Below are 16,309 nucleotides of genomic sequence, written 5' to 3'. Positions count from 1 at the left end.
CGCCCGCCCCGGTGGCTGCGCCAGCGCCTGCGCCGGCCGCGTCGGTTGCCGCGCAACCTGCGGCATCCGCCCCGACCGTTGCCGTCGCGCCATCCGCACCGGTCGCGGCCAGCGCCGCGCCAACTGCGAAGCCGCCGGTCAAACCGCCGGTGAAGCCACCGCTGCCGGCCGAAGAGCCGAGCGTGATCGGCTCGCTGCTCGACGACAACCCGCTGGCGCTCGGCATCGGGGGCCTCGCGCTCGCGCTGCTCGCCGGCTTCGGCGTCTACAAGCTCAGCAAGCGCGCGAAGAAGGACAGCGGCGAGACCTCGTTCCTCGAGAGTCGCCTGCAACCGGACTCGTTCTTCGGTGCCAGTGGCGGTCAGCGCATCGACACGCGCGATGCCGGCGGCGCCTCGTCGTCGATGAGCTACTCGCTGAGCCAGCTCGATGCGATCGGTGATGTCGATCCGGTTGCCGAGGCGGATGTCTACCTCGCCTACGGCCGCGACCTGCAGGCCGAGGAGATCCTGAAGGAAGCGATGCGCAGCACCCCGGATCGCCTGGCGATCCGCACCAAGCTGCTCGAGGTCTACGCGAAACGCCGCGACACCAAGGGCTTCGAGATGCTCGCGACGCAGCTCTTCGCGCTGACCCGCGGCGAGGGTGAAGACTGGGCCAAGGCGCAGGAGCTCGGCGCCCAGATCGATCCGGAGAATCCGCTCTTCAAGCCGGGCGGTGCGCCGGCCACGCGGCATGGCGGCAGCGGCGAGGTCGTCGAGGCGCTGGGCGCGAGCACGATGCCGCAGTCGGTGCTGCCGTCCCCGTCCCAGTTCGGCCGGTCGGTCAGCGGTGCGCCGCTCACCGACAGCGGCAACACCGATCTCGATCTCGACCTCGGCAGCCCGGACTCCGGCACGCCGACCTCGCCGGCGCCGCTCGAACCTTCGCGGCTCGAAACGACGCAGGCGATCAAGCCGGTGGCCGCGCCGCATGAGGTCGACGATTCGATGTCGCTCGACTTCTCGCTCCCCGACGTGCCGCCGCCGAAGCCGGCGCCCGTGGCCGAGCCTTCGGCATTCGATCTCTCCGACATCTCGCTCGACCTCGACATGCCGCCTCCGAGCGCGCCGGCGGCCGCTGCGTCGACGCCGGCATCGTCGGCATCGGGCTTCGGCGACATCGGCCTGCCTTCGCTCGACGCTGACCACGGCGAAGACGATCCGCTGTCGCGCAAGCTCGAGCTGGCCGAAGAGTTCCGCCAGATCGGCGACACCGATGGCGCGCGCGACCTGCTGCACGAGGTTGTCGCAAGATCCAGCGGCGCCACGAAGAGCCGCGCACAAAGCATGCTGGCCGAACTCGGGTGAATCGGAGCGGCTGCCGTGCGCGTTCGCTGACGACGACCGGAGCCCGCTCGTGAGAGTGGTGCTCGGCGTCAGCTACCGCGGGCAGGCGTACCAGGGCTGGCAGAGCCAGCCGACCGGAAACACCGTTCAGGACAAGCTCGAAGGCGCGCTCGCGCGCTTCGCCGATCGCCCGCTGCGCACCGTGTGCGCCGGGCGCACCGACACCGGCGTGCACGCGCTGAACCAGGTCGTGCACCTGGACACCGACGCCGTGCGAACCGAGTCGTCCTGGGTGCGCGGCACGAACCGCTTCCTGCCCTCGGACATCGCGGTGCAATGGTGCAAGCTCACCGACGAGACCTTTCATGCGCGCTACGGCGCGATCGGCCGACGCTACGTGTACGTGCTCCTCGAATCGGCGGTGCGGCCGGCGGTCGAGGCTGGTTCGGTGGGCTGGAGCTTTCGCCCGCTGAGCGCCGACGCGATGCGCTCGGCGGCGCAGCGGCTGCTCGGCGAACACGATTTCAGCGCGTTCCGCTCATCGGAGTGCCAGGCGCCGACGCCGGTCAAGACAATCCATGCCGTCGGCATCACCCGCCGCGGTGCCTACTGGCGCTTCGAGTTCGATGCCAATGCGTTCCTGCACCACATGGTGCGCAACCTGATGGGCTCGCTGCTGGCCGTCGGCACGGGGCTGCGCAGCGAGGCCTGGCTCGTCGACGTGCTGGCGGCGAAGGATCGCGCGCGCGCCGCGCCGACATTTCCCGCCAATGGCCTGTACTTCGTCGGGCCGTACTACGATCCGGTCCACGCGATCCCGCAACACGCCGCGGCGATGGACTGGCTGCCGTGATCCCGACCTCCCGATGAACCAGCGCACCCGCATCAAGATCTGCGGCCTGACCCGCGAGGCGGATGTCGACGCGGCCGTCGCGGCCGGCGCCGACGCGGTTGGCTTCGTGCTGTACGCCCAGAGCCCGCGCCATGTCAGCCTCGCGCGCGCGGCCGAGCTGGCGCGTCGGCTGCCGCCGTTCGTGACGCCGGTTGGCTTGTTCGTCAACGCGAGCGATGCGGAGCTCGCGAACGCGAGCGCCGCGATTCCGCCACTGCTGCTGCAATTCCACGGCGACGAGAGCCCGCAGGACTGCGCCCGGGCCGGTCGGCCGTTCCTGCGCGCCGCGCGCATGACGGCGGGCTTCGATTTGCTAGACTTCGCCTCCCGATTCGCACACGCCCAAGCCATCCTGCTCGACGCCCACGTCGAGGGGTATGGCGGCGGTGGAAAGGTCTTCGATTGGTCTCTGATTCCCTCCGCCGTGCCCCTTCCAGTCGTTTTGTCTGGTGGGTTGCATGCCGGAAATGTGATCCAAGGCATCCGGCTGCTGCGGCCCTGGGCCGTTGACGTGAGTTCCGGCGTCGAATCCGCGAAGGGCATCAAGGATGCCGACGCGATTCGCCGGTTCTGCGATGCGGTGCGCGAGGCCGATGCCCGCGGCGCTGCGTCGATCGCCTGACCAATCCTCTTCATCATGTCGAACTACCAACAACCCGATGCCTCGGGCCATTTCGGCCCTGTGAATGGAACCTATTTCGGCGGCAGCTTTGTCGCCGAAACGCTCGTCCATGCGCTCGACGAGCTGAAGCGCTGCTACGCCGAGGCGCAGAACGACCCGGCCTTCCTGGCCGAGTTTCAGTACGAGCTGAAGCACTTCGTCGGCCGGCCCAGCCCGATCTACCATGCGGACCGCCTCAGCCGCGAGCTCGGCGGGGCGCAGATCTTCCTGAAGCGCGAAGACCTGAACCACACCGGTGCGCACAAGGTGAACAACACGATCGGCCAGGCGATGCTCGCCCGGCGGATGGGCAAGCGGCGCGTGATTGCCGAGACCGGCGCTGGCCAGCATGGCGTGGCCACCGCGACGATCTGCGCGCGCTACGGCATCGAGTGCGTCGTCTACATGGGCAGCGAAGATGTGAAGCGCCAATCGCCGAACGTCTACCGGATGAACCTGCTCGGCGCGACGGTGGTTCCGGTCGAGAGCGGCTCGAAGACGCTGAAAGATGCGTTGAACGAAGCGCTGCGCGACTGGGTCACGAACGTCGAGAACACCTTCTACATCATCGGCACCGTCGCCGGCCCGCATCCGTATCCGACGATGGTGCGCGACTTCCAGCGCGTGATCGGCGACGAATGCTTGCTGCAGATGCCCGAGATGACCGGCCGCCAGCCGGACGCGGTGATCGCCTGCGTCGGCGGCGGCAGCAATGCGATGGGCATCTTCTATCCGTACATCGACCACGCCGGCACGCGCCTGATCGGCGTCGAAGCGGCCGGGCTGGGACTGTCGACCGGCAAGCACGCCGCGTCGCTCAGTGCCGGCTCGCCGGGCGTGCTGCACGGCAACCGAACCTACCTGCTGCAGGACGCGAACGGCCAGATCATCGAGACGCATTCGATCTCGGCCGGCCTCGACTACCCTGGCGTCGGCCCCGAGCACGCTTACTTGAAAGACATCGGCCGCGCCGAGTATGTCGGCGTGACCGACAGCGAGGCGCTCGCCGCATTCCACCGCCTGTGCCGCACCGAGGGCATCATCCCGGCGCTCGAATCGGCGCATGCGGTGGCGCATGCGATGAAGATCGCGCCGACGATGCGCGCAGATCAGCAGCTGCTCGTCAATCTCTCGGGCCGTGGCGACAAGGACATCGGCACCGTCGCCGATCTGTCCGGCGCGGCGTATTTCGACCGCCCGTCGCAAGGTGGTCAGAGCGTCAAGGGGCTCGCAGCATGAGCCGCATCGCCGCCACGTTCGCCGCGCTGCAAGTCAAGGGCCGCAAGGCGTTGATTCCCTACGTGACGGCCGGCGATCCGTTCGCCGACGCGACCGTCGACATCATGCTGGCGATGGCGAACGCCGGCGCCGACGTGATCGAACTCGGCGTGCCGTTCTCCGATCCGATGGCCGACGGCCCGGTGATCCAGAAGGCCGGCGAGCGTGCGCTGGCGCGGGGCATCGGCATGCCGCAGGTGCTGGCGTTCGTGCGCGGGTTCCGCGCGCAGAACCAGGCGACGCCGGTCGTGCTGATGGGCTACGCGAACCCGGTCGAGCGCTACGGCATCGATCGGTTCGTTGCCGATGCGCGCGCGGCCGGCGTCGACGGCGTGCTGGTCGTCGACTACCCGCCCGAAGAATGCGAGCCCTTCGCCGCGACGTTGCGCGCGAACGCGCTCGACCCGATCTTCCTGCTCGCGCCGACATCGACCGAGGCACGCATGGCACACGTCGGCCGCGTCGCGAGCGGCTACGTGTACTACGTCTCGCTGAAAGGCGTGACGGGCGCCGGCCACCTCGATACGGCCGCGGTCGCCGCGATGGTGCCGCGCATCAAGCAGTTCGTGAAGCTGCCGGTCGGCGTGGGCTTCGGCATTCGCGATGCGCAGACGGCGCAAGCGGTCGCGGCGGTCTCCGACGCGGTCGTGATCGGCAGCGCGCTCGTGCAGTTGCTGGAAACGCAGTCGCGCGAAAATGTGGCATCGGCCGCGGGCGAGTTCATCGCCGGCATCCGCGCTGCCCTCGATTCCTGAAAGGACCATCATGAGCTGGCTGGAAAAACTGCTGCCCCCGAAGATTCAGCCGAACGAGCGCGGCGAACGCCGCACCGTGCCCGAGGGCCTGTGGATCAAGTGTCCGCAATGCGAGACGGTGCTCTACAAGACCGATCTCGAGCAGAACATCAACGTCTGCCCGAAGTGCAGCCACCACCACCGCATCGGTGCGCGTGAGCGGCTCGATGCTTTCCTCGACGCCGAAGGCCGCTACGAGATCGGCCAGGAGGTGCTGCCGGTCGATGCGCTCAAGTTCAAGGACAGCAAGAAGTACACCGAACGCCTGAAGGACGCGCTCGAGAGCACCGGCGAGACCGACGCGCTGGTGGTGATGGGCGGCGCGGTGCACAGCGTGCCGGTCGTCGTCGCGTGCTTCGAGTTCGAGTTCATGGGCGGCTCGATGGGGTCGGTCGTGGGCGAGCGCTTCGTGCGCGGTGTCGAGGCGGCGATCGAACAGAAGACGCCGTTCATCAGCTTCACGTCGACCGGTGGCGCGCGCATGCAGGAAGGCCTGCTGAGTCTGATGCAGATGGCCAAGACGAACGCGGCGCTGACGCATCTCGCGAAGGCGCGCCTGCCCTACATCAGCGTGCTGACCGATCCGACGATGGGCGGCGTGTCCGCAAGCTTCGCGTTCGTCGGCGACATGGTGATCGCCGAGCCGCAGGCGCTGATCGGTTTCGCCGGCCCGCGCGTGATCGAGAACACCGTGCGCGAGAAGCTCCCCGAAGGCTTTCAACGTGCCGAATTCCTGTTGCAGACCGGCGCGATCGACACCATCGTCGACCGGCGCGAACTGCGTGCATGCATCGCACGTTCGATCGCGATGCTGCAGCGTCAAAGTGCCGACGCCGTCGTTCAGTAGAAGCGTTACACAATTCACGAAGTTCACCCCCGGTGTGAGGGGATGACCGTATCAGCGCGTGCACCTACATTTTCCCTTCGCAGCAGCCAATGGGCTGCCTGTTGTACCAACAGCAACCAAGGGGAGTTTCCAATGCGCCGTTCAATCTCGTCTTCGATTGCCGCTGCGTGCCTCGCACTCGCGGCGTCGTACGCTCACGCCGACAATGTCATCATCGACGGCTTCACGTTCAATCCCGCCGTGTCCATCACCGTGGGCGTCCCGTCCTACAGCGGTCCGGCCGGCCAGTTCACCGGCCAGCTGAACGGTGCGTCGTTCACGACCTACTGCACCGACCTGTTTCAAACCTTCTCGTTCGGCACTCTCTACACCGACTACACCACGGTTGACGGTGTGGCGGCGTGGGGTGCGCAGAAGTCTGCCGACCTGGATCGCGCGTTCTCGGCATTCGCCGCGGCCGGCGCTCCGGCGAGCGCCTCGACGTCGGCGGTAGCGCAGGCCATCGTCTGGGAGATCCTGAACGAGACCAGCGGGACCTACGATCTCAATTCGGGTTCGTTCGCTGCGACGAGCGGCGATGCCACGGCCCAGAGCTACTTCAATAACAGCGCGGCCATCTTCGCGAACATTGCCACCACGCCGATCACGGTCCACGCGAGCCAGTTGTACAGCCGAAGCGAGCAGGACTTCGTCGTGCTGACGCCGGTTCCGGAACCTTCGACCTATGCGCTGATGCTCGCCGGCCTGGCCGGCATCGGCTTCGTCGCACGCCGCCGCGCGCCGCGCTGATCTCGCATCGCTCCTGACAAAGGCGGCTTCGGCCGCCTTTGTCGTTTCAGCGCCCGGCGTGGCGCCGCTTAACATTCGGCCATGACCCCGAATCCCGCCGAAGCGCCCACGACACTGGCCGACTGGCTCGCCCGTTGCGAGTGGCTGCACCCGAAAGAGATCGACATGACGCTGGAGCGCACGCGCCGCGTCAAGGAGCGGCTGGACCTGCGGTTCGGCGTCCCGTTGATCGCGGTCGCCGGCACGAACGGCAAGGGCTCGACCTGCGCGATGCTCGAGGCGATCGCGTTGCAGGCCGGCTACCGCGTCGGGCTGTACTCGAAGCCGCATCTGGTGCACTTCGAAGAACGCTGTCGGGTCAACGGCGCGCAGGTCGCTGCCGGCGCGTTGCTGCCGCACTTTGAGGCCGTCGAGCGCGCGCGCGGCGACATCGGGTTGACCTATTTCGAGTTCACGACGCTGGCGATCGCGCGCCTGCTCGCGGCGACCGAACTCGACCTCGTGATCCTCGAGGTCGGCATGGGCGGGCGCCTCGACGCGGTCAATGCGTTCGACGCCGATTGTTCGATCATCACCAGCATCGACGTCGATCACGCCGAATACCTCGGCCCGGATCGCGAGACGATCGCGATCGAGAAGGCGGGCATCATGCGCGCGGGCAGGCCGGTCGTCGTCAGCGACCCGGTCCCGCCGCAGAGCCTGATCGACGCGGCGACGCGCGTCGGCGCCGACCTGTGGCGCTTCGGCCGTGACTTCAACTATGCCGGCGACAAGCAGCAATGGAGCTGGTCGGGCCGCACGCGGCGCTTCAATGCGATGGCGTATCCGGCGCTGCGCGGCGCGAACCAGCTGCTCAACGCGTCGGGCGTGCTCGCTGCGTTCGAGGCCGTGCGCGAGCGCCTGCCGATCAGCGCGCAGGCCGTCCGCCAGGGTTTTGCGACGGTCGAATTGCCGGGCCGCTTCCAGATCGTCCCCGGCCAGCCGACGCTGGTGCTCGACGTCGCGCACAACCCGCACGCCGTCGCGGCACTCGCCCAGAACCTCGACCAGATGGGCTTCTTCCCACGGACGCACGCCATCTTCGGCGCGATGGCCGACAAGGACCTCGCGGCGATCCTGAAGCGCATGGCGCCGTTGGTCGATCATTGGCACTTCACCGACCTGCCGATGGCGCGTGCGGCCCGGGCCGACGACCTCGCCGCGCTGCACGCAACCCTGGGCTTGAAAGGGCCCGGCCCGGTGACGATCGCGCGTCACGCGAGCCCGATGCAGGCGCTGGCCGCGGCGATCGGCGCGGCGGACCCCGCTGATAGAATCATCGTCTTTGGATCGTTCCACACCGTCGGTGGCGTGTTGCGCGACGGCGTGCCGCGGCTCACCGGCCAACACGCGGTCTGAAGGCCGCGTTCCCGGGGCATCTCGGGCCAGTCGATGGCTCCCGGCGCGGTGATCGCGGCAGCACGCAGGCCGGTGCCGCTTCCACAATTCGCACCACTGGAACTCTCGCTCCGCATGGGTCTGCTGTCCATCTTCAAGCGCGTCGACGCTCCGTCCCCGGCCGGAGCTGCCGCGAGCGAGCCGGTCGATGCGGTGCAGCGCGCGCGCGCGCGCGCCCGGCAGCGCCTTATCGGTGCCGCGGTGCTGGTCGTCATCGGCATCATCGGCTTTCCGCTCGTGTTCGAGACGCAGCCGCGCCCGATCCCCGTCGACATCCCGATCGAGGTGCCGCGCAAGGAAGGCGCGCCCCCGCTCGTGATGCCGCCGGCGCGTGCGCCGGTCGAAACCCCCGGCGCGTCGGCGCCGCCGGCCGCGCCGAGCGATGTGATCACCGAGTCGCGCGAAGAGGCCGGCCGCGAAATTGCGGCGGCTTCAGCTTCGCCGCCGGCCACCGCGCCAAAGCCCGCGGCCAAGCCGGTCGTCCCGCCGCCCGCCGTGGTCGCGACCGAGCCGGCGCCCAGGCTCGAACCGAAACCCGAGCCGAAACCCGAGCCGAAGCCCGAGGCCGCCAAGCCCGCGGCCGCGAGTCACGACAGCGCCCGCGCCCGCGCACTGCTCGAAGGCAAGCCGACGGCAGCCACCGCGGCGGACGCGGGCCGCTTCATCGTGCAGGTCGGCGCGTTCGCCGACGCGAAGGCAGCGCACGAGACGCGCGTGAAGGTCGAGAAGCTCGGGCTGAAGACCTACACGCAGGTCGCGAGCACCGCAGCGGGCAACCGCATCCGTGTGCGCCTCGGCCCGTTCGGCACCCGCGACGAAGCCGACAAGGCGCAGGCCAAGGCCAAGGGGGCTGGGCTCAGCGCGGTCGTGCTGGCCTTGTGAGGCTGCGGCATGACGATCGACCTCGGCTGGGTGGATATCGGGCTGGCGCTGTTTCTGGCGTTGTCGGTGATCGTCGGCCTGGCGCGCGGCTTCGTTTTCGAGCTGCTGTCGCTCGCAGGGTGGTTCGCGGCGTACTTTGCGGGGTTGTGGCTGACGCCGGCGTTCCAGTCGCATATCCACATCGGCGAGGCGGGCTCGGGCTTGAACTACGGTGCGACGTTCGCATGTGTCTTCCTGGCCGCGCTGATCATCTGGAGCCTCGGCGCGCGGCTGGTGCGGCTGCTGATCCGCGCGACCCCGCTGAGCGCGTTCGACCGGCTGCTCGGCGCGGCCTTCGGTTTCGTGCGCGGGCTGGTCGTGCTGCTGGTGGCCGCGACGATCGTCGGCATCTCGCCCTGGAGCCAATCGACGGCATGGCAGCGCTCGCAAGGCGTGGTCTGGTTGAACGCGGTGCTGCACGAGTTGCGGCCGCTGTTCACGAACGAAGTTTCTCCTCAACACCCGACGGCGTGATGCGCGCAGCGGGCTGAACCAAGGCAAAAGTCATGTGCGGCATCGTGGGCGTGATCTCCAAGGGCGCGGTCAACCAGCTGATCTACGACGCGCTGCTGCTGCTGCAGCACCGCGGCCAGGACGCCGCCGGCATCGTCACGATGCAGGGCACCAAGTGCTTCATGCACAAGGCGCGCGGCATGGTGCGCGACGTCTTCCGCACCCGCAACATGCGCGGGTTGCCGGGTACCGTGGGCCTCGGCCAGGTGCGCTACCCGACGGCCGGCAATGCCTACAGCGAGGAAGAGGCGCAGCCGTTCTACGTCAACGCGCCGTTCGGGATCGTGCTGGTGCACAACGGCAACCTGACGAATGCGCCGGCGCTGAAGCGGGAGCTGGTCGACATCGACCGCCGCCACATCAACACGACCAGCGACACCGAGGTGCTGATCAACGTCGTCGCCCACGAACTCGCGCTCGCGACGCGCGACCAGCCGCTCACGCCCGATCTGGTGTTCGCTGCGGTGCGCGCGGTGCACAAGCGCATCAAGGGTTCATACGCGGTCGTCGCGCTGATCGCGGGCCACGGGCTGCTGGCGTTCCGCGACCCGTTCGGGATCCGGCCCTTGTGCGTCGGCGAAGGCACCGGCCCGGAAGGCCGCGAGGTCATGGTCGCGAGCGAGTCGGTCGCGATCGAAGGCACCGGCCACAAGGTGTTGCGCGACGTGGCACCGGGCGAGGCGCTGTTCATCGACCTCGAGGGCACGGTGCATGCCCGCCAGTGCGCTGAGAACCCGAGCCTGAACCCCTGCATGTTCGAGTACGTGTACCTCGCGCGGCCTGACTCGATCATGGACGGCATCTCGGTCTACCAGGCGCGCCTGAACATGGGCGAGACCCTCGCGCAGCGCCTCATCTCGACGATCCCGCCGAACGAGATCGACGTCGTGATCCCGATCCCCGAATCGAGCCGGCCTTCGGCGATGCAGCTCGCGCAACGCATCGGCAAGCCCTATCGCGAGGGCTTCGTGAAGAACCGCTATGTCGGCCGCACCTTCATCATGCCGGGGCAGGGCGTGCGCAAGAAGTCGGTGCGGCAGAAGCTCAACGCAATCGGCGTCGAGTTCAAGGGCCGCAACGTGCTGCTTGTCGACGATTCGATCGTGCGCGGCAACACCTCGAAAGAGATCGTGCAGATGGCGCGCGAGGCCGGCGCGCGCAAGGTCTATATGGCTTCGGCGGCGCCGCCGGTGCGCTACCCGAACGTGTACGGCATCGACATGCCCACCAGCGAGGAGCTGATCGCCCATGGCCGCACGATCGAGGAGATCCGCGCCTACATCGGCGCCGACGCGCTGATCTATCAGGATGTGGACGCGATGAAGCGCGTCGTCGGCGCACTGAACCCGGCGCTGCGCAGCTTCGAGGCCTCGTGTTTCGACGGCCACTACATCACCGGCGACGTGAGCGCCGCCGACTTCACCGCGATGGCCGAGCAGCGCAAGGCGCAGGGCGACGAAGAAGAGAACGAGGACCGCTCGCGCCTCGCCTTGCAGAGCGGCGAGGTGGTATGACGACGCAGGATGACGAGAGCCGCCGCATCGCCCGCGCGCTGCTGCCCGAGGGCCTGCGCCGCGAGACGCTGGCGGTGCGCACGGCCCTCGCGCCGAGCCAGTACGGCGAGAACTCCGAGGCGCTGTTCCTGACCAGCGCCTATGTGCAGCCGGATGCTGCGACGATGGCGCGTCGCTTCGCGGAGTCCGAGGACTTCACCTACTCGCGCACGAGCAACCCGACCGTGCGCAGCTTCGAGGCGCGGCTCGCGGCGATGGAAGGCACCGAGGCCGCGATCGCGACGAGCAGCGGCATGAGCGCCATCCTGCTGCTCGGCATGGGCCTGCTGAAGGCTGGCGACCACGTGATCTGCTCGCGGTCGGTGTTCGGTTCGACGATCAATCTTTTCGCCAAGGAGTTCGCGAAGTTCGGCGTGCGCACCACCTTCGTTTCGCAGACCGATCTGGGCGAATGGCGCGCCGCAATCGATCCGGCGACGCGGCTGCTGTTCGCCGAGACGCCGACCAATCCGCTCACCGATGTCTGCGACATCCGGGCGCTGGCAGATATCGCCCACGAAGCCGGTGCGCTGCTGGCGGTCGACAACAGCTTCTGCTCGCCGGCGCTGCAACGCCCCGTGGAGTTCGGCGCCGACATCGTCATGCACTCGGGCACCAAGTACCTCGACGGCCAGGGCCGCGTGATGGCCGGTGCACTGGCCGGCTCGGCCAAGCTGATGAAGGACGTGTTCGGCCCGATCGTGCGCACCGCCGGCATGGTGCTCTCGCCCTTCAACGCCTGGGTCGTGCTCAAGGGCATGGAGACGCTCGATCTGCGCATGCGCGCGCAAAGTGCCAACACCCTGCAGATCGCGCAATGGCTCGAGCAGCAACCCGGAGTGGCGCGCGTCTACTACCCGGGGCTCGCCTCGCATCCGCAGCACGCGCTGGCGATGCGCCAGCAGTCGAATACCGGCGGCGCGCTGCTGTCGTTCGACGTGCGCGGCGCGTCGCCCGAAGCCGCGCGCGCCGGCGCCTTCCACGTACTCGACAGCACCCGCGTGCTTTCGGTCGCAACGAACCTCGGCGACACCAAGTCCATCGTCACGCATCCGGCCACCACGTCGCATGGGCGCCTCACGGAAGATCAGCGCGGCGCGGCAGGCATCGGGCAGTGCATGGTGCGGCTGGCGGTCGGCCTCGAACATCCATTGGACGTCATCGACGACCTGCAGCGCGGTCTGTCTACTCTCGCATCCTGATGTCAACTCCCACTTCCGTCCGCACCCGCATCGCGCCATCGCCGACCGGCTTCCTGCACCTCGGCACTGCGCGCACCGCGCTGTATTCGTGGGCCTACGCGCGCCACTTCGGCGGCGAGTTCGTGCTGCGCATCGAAGACACTGATGTCGCGCGCTCGACGCAGGATTCGGTCGACCAGATCCTCGCGTCGATGCACTGGCTCGGCCTCGACTACGACGAGGGCCCGATCTACCAGATGCAGCGGCTGACCCGCTATCGCGCGGTCATCGACCAGATGCTCGCGGCCGGCACCGCCTACCGCTGCTACTGCACGCCCGACGAGCTGAGCGCGATGCGCGAGGCCCAGAAGGAACGCGGCGAGAAGACGCACTACGACGGCCGCTGGCGCCCCGAACCCGGCAAGGCGCTGCCGCCGATCCCGGCCGGCGTGTCGCCGGTCGTGCGCTTTCGCAATCCGCCCGATGGCGACGTGAGCTGGGATGACCTCGTCAAGGGCCGCATCACGATCAACAACCGCGAGATCGACGACCTGATCATCATGCGCCCGGCACCCGAAGACACGTCCGACGGTTCCGGCGTGCCGACCTACAACTTCGCGGTCGTCGTCGATGACTGGGACATGGGCATCACGCACGTCTTCCGCGGCGACGAGCACGTCAACAACACGCCGTGGCAGATCAACATCTTCAATGCGCTCGGTGCGCCACTGCCGCTGTTCGGCCATGTGCCGGTCATCCTCGGCGACGATGGCCAGAAGCTCTCGAAGCGGCGTGGCGCAGTCAGCGTCACCGCCTATGAAGAGGCCGGCTACCTGCCCGAGGCGATGCTGAATTACCTCGCACGCCTCGGCTGGAGCCACGGCGACGAAGAGCTGTTCAGTCGCGACCAGCTGGTGCAATGGTTCGACGGCCAACACCTGTCGAAGAGCCCGGCGCAATGGGATGCCGCCAAGCTCGCGTGGGTCAACGCGCACTACATCAAGCAGGCCGATGACGCGAAGCTGGCGGCGCTCGTCGGCGCGCAGTTCGCACGCCGCGGCATCGCGTCGACGGCCGGCGAATCGCTGAACCGGATGTGCGCGCTTTACAAGGATCGCTGCGCGACGACCGTCGAACTCGCCGACTGGCTCGCGATGTACTTTGCCGCGGTGAACCCGTCGGCCGAAGACCTCGCGGCACACGTCGGCGATGCCGTGCGCCCGGCGCTGCACACGCTGCGCGGCAAGCTCGAAACCGCCGAGTGGAGCAAGGCCGCGATCGGCGTGGCGATCAAGGAAACGCTCGCTGCCCACGGGCTGAAGCTGCCGCAGCTCGCGCACGCCGTGCGGGTGCTCGTGTGCGGGCGCGCCCAAACGCCATCGCTCGATGCGGTGCTCGAACTGTTCACACGTCAAACCGTGATCGACCGTTTGCGGAGCGCCTGAAAAGCTGGCTATAATCGCAGTCTCGCTTGATGTTGCGATGGCTGAACCGGAAGTTCGGGATCGGTGAAGAACAGAGAAATCTGCATTCAACGATCGCGATATCGGAGGGGGTATAGCTCAGCTGGGAGAGCGCTTGCATGGCATGCAAGAGGTCAGCGGTTCGATCCCGCTTACCTCCACCACAGGCCAAGGTTAAGCTCACCGCAACACGAGTGGCGAAGACTGTTTAGTCCCCTTCGTCTAGAGGCCTAGGACACCACCCTTTCACGGTGATTACAGGGGTTCGAATCCCCTAGGGGACGCCAAGTTTTGTGGCACTTGCGCCGCGCTGAAAAGCGCTGCGGAAGCCACTGGAGTGGTAGTTCAGTTGGTTAGAATACCGGCCTGTCACGCCGGGGGTCGCGGGTTCGAGCCCCGTCCACTCCGCCAACAAAATCAACGGGTTGCAGCAGCGATGTTGCAACCCGTTTTTCTTTGCATCGCCGCAAGGGGTAAACCAAGGGGTAAACCAGTTCGCGGCTGCTGGCGGACGTCTGCGGACGATCGCCATCGAGCGCGATCGCGTGGGTGGCTGCAGCCGCTGGGTCAATATCCTCAGCGTAGCGCCCGTTCGGTTTGGGTCTGCACCGACTTGGCAGCAGTGCTGGCGGCGAGCGATGCAAGAAGGGCAGGGCGAGGGAGGAAAGTGCTTCCGAAGTACAGGCCGCGCGGCGCCTCCACGTTCCACCTTCACGTGGCGGGGCTTCCTGGTTGGCTCGAGTTCCGCCTTCGACCTCTGCCACTTGAGTTCGCGTCGCGCGAAGCTACTAGGCCCTCGATCCAGGCCGTGATCTCGACGTCGACCCAGGCACTCGCTCCACCCACCTTCACTGGAGGCGGGAATCGTCCTTCACTGATCAGCGCGTAGACGGCAGTTCGCCGCATGCCGACTCGCGAGCAGACATCGGGGAGTCGGAGCAGTTTCGCTCCTTCGAGCGAAGGCGCCGCAGCGATAGCAACCTGACGCGTGCCTTCAATGCTCATGAGGAAGTCCCCTGAATGCTGGATGCTTCAGCCAACACGACACCCAGCAGACAGTGAAGTTGACTGCGTCGATGAACCCAGGCTGATGTTGGACCCGTGCACAACAGTCGTCTTTCGCTCGGCTCGCTTCCAAGGATGCGAAGGCCTCCATCGGGCCCAACCCGCGCGGGCTTTGGCGTGCTGCGTCGTCGACGAAGTCTGTCGTGCGATGTGATCGTTTCATGGCAATCACAATACGTGAAAGACCGGCGGCCAATGTTGGCGCATTCGATCCAGAAAGCACCCGTATAGCGGGAAAACTCAGCCGTCAGGCGCCGCCGACACTGTGCGCGTACATTTGCCATTGAACCGCATCACCGCATCACCTCATCACCACCCCGACGGCCGACGAACGTTGCGCAAAATCTTCTTGCTCTACATGCCGCCGGGCAATGCCGAGGCAATGCTGCACTACCGGGACACGATTCAAAACCGTGTGTCGATGGAGCGGCTGTCGCGGTTCCTGTCTCGCGACAAGGTCGAGCGGCTTCGTGGCGTGTTCGGGAGTCGGCCAATAGCCATCTGGGGTTCGCGCAACAGCCCCGCCAACCGTTCAAAATTCGAGCGCATGGGCGTCGGCGACGATCTGCTGATTGTTGAGGGTGAAACCATCAAGTTGCTCGGCAAGGTCGCCTACAAGACCGTCAGTCCGGACCTGTCGCGAGACCTCTGGAAGAGCCTGCGCGGCGAAACGACCGAAGGCTGGGACCTTATCTATTTCATTGCAAATCCGGCCGAGGTTGGTGTGCCATTCCGAGAGTTCTGTCGGTTGTTCGGGTACGAGCCGAACTACCAACTACGTGGCTTCACTTCGGTGTCCGAGGATCGGTTGGGCCACTTCTATGAGCGCTATGACGACATCTACTCGATCCTTGTTCGCTTGCGGTCTGGCAAGGGTGTCGAGCAACGCGAGCAGCCAAAGGCCGAAGAGCCTACCCCGCCGCCGCTGGTGGAGGTTGAGCGAGAGGATGTCGAGGCCGTGTTGGCCAGTGACCTCGTCAGCGACCACGTCAAGATGCAGTGGAAGCTGGCTAGCCTCGGTCTGAAGGCCGGCGAAAAGGTTTGGGTGCCTGCCAGCGACCAAGGCAAGTTGCGCAAGGTCTACGAGTTCAACGAGTTCGAGGCCGAGTTTGCCGCCGGTATCGACTTGCCGAAGTCCTACGTCGAGAACATCGACGTGGTCTGGAAGGAGGAGTTCCGAATCGATGCGGCCTTCGAGATCGAGAACACTACCGCGATCTACTCGGGCCTGTTGCGGTTCGCAGACCTGACGATCCTCGCGCCGAACACGACCTACCCGATGTTCATCGTCGCGCCGGTGGAGAAGCGCAACCGGGTGCGTGAACAGCTTCTGCGCCCGGCGTTCCGGCGCCTCGAACTGCGTGACAAGGTGAAGTTCCTGCCCTACGAGGCGGTGGACGACATCGACAAGTTCTTTGCCAACTCCTCGAGTGGGCTTTCGGTGGAATTGATGGCGGGTAAGGCGGAAGTGCTCACCTGAACGTCGAGCCGCGGCCCGCAAGCGCCTTCGAACGCGCTTACCGAGCGCCGGGCCACTTGCCCTTCAGCGGCGACAAGACCGAGGCCAGGTTGGCGGCTTTAACCTCT

Annotated in this window: 15 protein-coding genes and 3 tRNA genes; 17 read left to right on the top strand and 1 reads right to left on the bottom strand. The window is 67.0% G+C overall.

Annotated elements, in window-relative coordinates:
• From AC1DTW_RS12985 to AC1DTW_RS12910, 16 genes are all read left to right on the top strand, one after another.
• The coding region (locus AC1DTW_RS12985; RefSeq protein ID WP_477981552.1) for a motility hub landmark protein FimV at window positions 1-1,349 on the top strand (1,349 nt) is incomplete at its 5' end.
• Between the two features lie 49 nt (window positions 1,350-1,398).
• A complete protein-coding gene (truA, locus tag AC1DTW_RS12980) occupies window positions 1,399-2,181 on the top strand; it encodes a tRNA pseudouridine(38-40) synthase TruA (RefSeq protein WP_477981551.1) in 783 nt (260 codons plus the stop codon).
• A 13-nt stretch (window positions 2,182-2,194) separates the two neighbouring features.
• The gene (locus AC1DTW_RS12975) at window positions 2,195-2,842 is read left to right on the top strand and encodes a phosphoribosylanthranilate isomerase (RefSeq protein WP_477981550.1); all 648 of its coding nucleotides are present in this window, start codon (window positions 2,195-2,197) and stop codon (window positions 2,840-2,842) included.
• A 15-nt stretch (window positions 2,843-2,857) separates the two neighbouring features.
• Complete coding sequence (trpB, locus tag AC1DTW_RS12970; RefSeq protein ID WP_477981549.1) at window positions 2,858-4,120, top strand: tryptophan synthase subunit beta; 1,263 nt, start codon at window positions 2,858-2,860, stop codon at window positions 4,118-4,120.
• Complete coding sequence (gene trpA, locus AC1DTW_RS12965) at window positions 4,117-4,914, top strand: tryptophan synthase subunit alpha (protein ID WP_477981548.1); 798 nt, start codon at window positions 4,117-4,119, stop codon at window positions 4,912-4,914. The genes trpB and trpA overlap by 4 nt, the downstream gene beginning before the upstream one ends.
• Window positions 4,915-4,924: 10 nt before the next feature.
• A complete protein-coding gene (gene accD, locus AC1DTW_RS12960; RefSeq protein ID WP_477981547.1) occupies window positions 4,925-5,800 on the top strand; it encodes an acetyl-CoA carboxylase, carboxyltransferase subunit beta in 876 nt (291 codons plus the stop codon).
• Window positions 5,801-5,842: 42 nt separating this feature from the next.
• A complete protein-coding gene (locus AC1DTW_RS12955; protein ID WP_477981546.1) occupies window positions 5,843-6,589 on the top strand; it encodes a PEP-CTERM sorting domain-containing protein in 747 nt (248 codons plus the stop codon).
• A gap of 81 nt (window positions 6,590-6,670) precedes the next feature.
• Window positions 6,671-7,987 (top strand): bifunctional tetrahydrofolate synthase/dihydrofolate synthase, encoded by a 1,317-nt coding sequence (folC, locus tag AC1DTW_RS12950; RefSeq protein WP_477981545.1) that lies wholly within the window; start codon window positions 6,671-6,673, stop codon window positions 7,985-7,987.
• Between the two features lie 114 nt (window positions 7,988-8,101).
• Window positions 8,102-8,908 carry an SPOR domain-containing protein gene (locus AC1DTW_RS12945; protein ID WP_477981544.1) on the top strand — a complete coding sequence of 269 codons (807 nt, stop codon included), beginning with the start codon at window positions 8,102-8,104 and terminating at the stop codon, window positions 8,906-8,908.
• A gap of 9 nt (window positions 8,909-8,917) precedes the next feature.
• The gene (locus AC1DTW_RS12940; RefSeq protein ID WP_477981543.1) at window positions 8,918-9,421 is read left to right on the top strand and encodes a CvpA family protein; all 504 of its coding nucleotides are present in this window, start codon (window positions 8,918-8,920) and stop codon (window positions 9,419-9,421) included.
• 32 nt (window positions 9,422-9,453) lie between these two features.
• Window positions 9,454-10,974 (top strand): amidophosphoribosyltransferase, encoded by a 1,521-nt coding sequence (purF, locus tag AC1DTW_RS12935; protein ID WP_477981542.1) that lies wholly within the window; start codon window positions 9,454-9,456, stop codon window positions 10,972-10,974.
• Complete coding sequence (locus AC1DTW_RS12930; RefSeq protein WP_477981541.1) at window positions 10,971-12,215, top strand: O-succinylhomoserine sulfhydrylase; 1,245 nt, start codon at window positions 10,971-10,973, stop codon at window positions 12,213-12,215. Before purF ends, AC1DTW_RS12930 begins: the two co-directional genes overlap by 4 nt.
• Window positions 12,215-13,639, top strand: coding sequence for a glutamate--tRNA ligase (gene gltX, locus AC1DTW_RS12925; RefSeq protein ID WP_477981540.1), 1,425 nt, complete (start codon window positions 12,215-12,217; stop codon window positions 13,637-13,639). The genes AC1DTW_RS12930 and gltX overlap by 1 nt, the downstream gene beginning before the upstream one ends.
• 106 nt (window positions 13,640-13,745) lie before the next feature.
• Window positions 13,746-13,821: transfer RNA gene (locus AC1DTW_RS12920), tRNA-Ala, on the top strand.
• Window positions 13,822-13,868: 47 nt separating this feature from the next.
• Window positions 13,869-13,944, top strand: a tRNA-Glu gene (locus AC1DTW_RS12915).
• Between the two features lie 47 nt (window positions 13,945-13,991).
• Window positions 13,992-14,068, top strand: a tRNA-Asp gene (locus AC1DTW_RS12910).
• A gap of 300 nt (window positions 14,069-14,368) precedes the next feature.
• Here AC1DTW_RS12910 and AC1DTW_RS12905 read toward each other — a convergent pair.
• Entirely contained in the window at window positions 14,369-14,662 is a 294-nt protein-coding gene (locus AC1DTW_RS12905; protein ID WP_477981539.1) for a helix-turn-helix transcriptional regulator, read from the bottom strand.
• A gap of 343 nt (window positions 14,663-15,005) precedes the next feature.
• On the opposite strand from AC1DTW_RS12905, the gene AC1DTW_RS12900 reads away from it, so the two are divergent.
• Window positions 15,006-16,202: a type II restriction enzyme NmeDI-related protein gene (locus AC1DTW_RS12900; RefSeq protein WP_477981538.1), complete on the top strand. Its 1,197-nt coding sequence runs from the start codon at window positions 15,006-15,008 to the stop codon at window positions 16,200-16,202.
• Window positions 16,203-16,309 lie beyond the last annotated feature (107 nt).

Source organism: Rhizobacter sp. P5_A1 (assembly GCF_056400745.1).
The sequence above is the reverse complement of the archived record's forward strand: the minus strand, read 5'-3'. Positions and strand labels throughout refer to the sequence as shown.

Coding starts and splice junctions, on each gene's coding strand:
- AC1DTW_RS12975 (WP_477981550.1), top strand. CDS start 2,195: ATGAACCAGCGCACCCGCATCAAGATCTGCGGCCTGACCCGCGAGGCG.
- trpB (WP_477981549.1), top strand. CDS start 2,858: ATGTCGAACTACCAACAACCCGATGCCTCGGGCCATTTCGGCCCTGTG.
- trpA (WP_477981548.1), top strand. CDS start 4,117: ATGAGCCGCATCGCCGCCACGTTCGCCGCGCTGCAAGTCAAGGGCCGC.
- accD (WP_477981547.1), top strand. CDS start 4,925: ATGAGCTGGCTGGAAAAACTGCTGCCCCCGAAGATTCAGCCGAACGAG.
- AC1DTW_RS12955 (WP_477981546.1), top strand. CDS start 5,843: ATGACCGTATCAGCGCGTGCACCTACATTTTCCCTTCGCAGCAGCCAA.
- folC (WP_477981545.1), top strand. CDS start 6,671: ATGACCCCGAATCCCGCCGAAGCGCCCACGACACTGGCCGACTGGCTC.
- AC1DTW_RS12945 (WP_477981544.1), top strand. CDS start 8,102: ATGGGTCTGCTGTCCATCTTCAAGCGCGTCGACGCTCCGTCCCCGGCC.
- AC1DTW_RS12940 (WP_477981543.1), top strand. CDS start 8,918: ATGACGATCGACCTCGGCTGGGTGGATATCGGGCTGGCGCTGTTTCTG.
- purF (WP_477981542.1), top strand. CDS start 9,454: ATGTGCGGCATCGTGGGCGTGATCTCCAAGGGCGCGGTCAACCAGCTG.
- AC1DTW_RS12930 (WP_477981541.1), top strand. CDS start 10,971: ATGACGACGCAGGATGACGAGAGCCGCCGCATCGCCCGCGCGCTGCTG.
- gltX (WP_477981540.1), top strand. CDS start 12,215: ATGTCAACTCCCACTTCCGTCCGCACCCGCATCGCGCCATCGCCGACC.
- AC1DTW_RS12905 (WP_477981539.1), bottom strand. CDS start 14,662: ATGAGCATTGAAGGCACGCGTCAGGTTGCTATCGCTGCGGCGCCTTCG.